This window comes from Bacillus sp. JJ1566, assembly GCF_036962685.1.
GTDB lineage: Bacteria > Bacillota > Bacilli > Bacillales > Bacillaceae_L > Ferdinandcohnia.
The window spans coordinates 1-1,607 of the sequence record NZ_JBALOP010000019.1; the positions used below are offsets into that span (position 1 = coordinate 1).

The 1,607-nt window shown below is 53.5% G+C and carries 1 rRNA gene; it reads left to right on the plus strand.

From position 1 onward, the window contains the following. Positions 1-20: 20 nt before the first annotated feature. A 16S ribosomal RNA gene (locus tag V7112_RS09575) occupies positions 21-1,572 on the plus strand. Positions 1,573-1,607: the final 35 nt, after the last annotated feature.

Here is a 1,607-nt window from a genome sequence, read left to right on the forward strand (position 1 = left end):
TTATTGAGCAATCAATACTCTTATTGGAGAGTTTGATCCTGGCTCAGGATGAACGCTGGCGGCGTGCCTAATACATGCAAGTCGAGCGAATCTTTGGGAGCTTGCTCCCAAAGATTAGCGGCGGACGGGTGAGTAACACGTGGGCAACCTGCCTGTAAGACTGGGATAACTTCGGGAAACCGGAGCTAATACCGGATAACATATGAGACCACATGGTCTTATATTAAAAGATGGCTTTTAGCTATCACTTACAGATGGGCCCGCGGCGCATTAGCTAGTTGGTGAGGTAACGGCTCACCAAGGCGACGATGCGTAGCCGACCTGAGAGGGTGATCGGCCACACTGGGACTGAGACACGGCCCAGACTCCTACGGGAGGCAGCAGTAGGGAATCTTCCGCAATGGACGAAAGTCTGACGGAGCAACGCCGCGTGAGCGAAGAAGGTCTTCGGATCGTAAAGCTCTGTTGTTAGGGAAGAACAAGTATCGTTCGAATAGGGCGGTACCTTGACGGTACCTAACCAGAAAGCCACGGCTAACTACGTGCCAGCAGCCGCGGTAATACGTAGGTGGCAAGCGTTATCCGGAATTATTGGGCGTAAAGCGCGCGCAGGCGGTCCTTTAAGTCTGATGTGAAAGCCCACGGCTCAACCGTGGAGGGTCATTGGAAACTGGGGGACTTGAGTGCAGAAGAGGAGAGCGGAATTCCACGTGTAGCGGTGAAATGCGTAGAGATGTGGAGGAACACCAGTGGCGAAGGCGGCTCTCTGGTCTGTAACTGACGCTGAGGCGCGAAAGCGTGGGGAGCGAACAGGATTAGATACCCTGGTAGTCCACGCCGTAAACGATGAGTGCTAAGTGTTAGAGGGTTTCCGCCCTTTAGTGCTGCAGCAAACGCATTAAGCACTCCGCCTGGGGAGTACGGTCGCAAGACTGAAACTCAAAGGAATTGACGGGGGCCCGCACAAGCGGTGGAGCATGTGGTTTAATTCGAAGCAACGCGAAGAACCTTACCAGGTCTTGACATCCTCTGACACTCCTAGAGATAGGATTTTCCCCTTCGGGGGACAGAGTGACAGGTGGTGCATGGTTGTCGTCAGCTCGTGTCGTGAGATGTTGGGTTAAGTCCCGCAACGAGCGCAACCCTTGATCTTAGTTGCCAGCATTTAGTTGGGCACTCTAAGGTGACTGCCGGTGACAAACCGGAGGAAGGTGGGGATGACGTCAAATCATCATGCCCCTTATGACCTGGGCTACACACGTGCTACAATGGATGGTACAAAGGGCAGCAAAACCGCGAGGTTAAGCCAATCCCATAAAACCATTCTCAGTTCGGATTGCAGGCTGCAACTCGCCTGCATGAAGCCGGAATCGCTAGTAATCGCGGATCAGCATGCCGCGGTGAATACGTTCCCGGGCCTTGTACACACCGCCCGTCACACCACGAGAGTTTGTAACACCCGAAGTCGGTGGGGTAACCGTAAGGAGCCAGCCGCCTAAGGTGGGACAGATGATTGGGGTGAAGTCGTAACAAGGTAGCCGTATCGGAAGGTGCGGCTGGATCACCTCCTTTCTAAGGAAACTGAAGTTCTACGAACTTCATAAAAA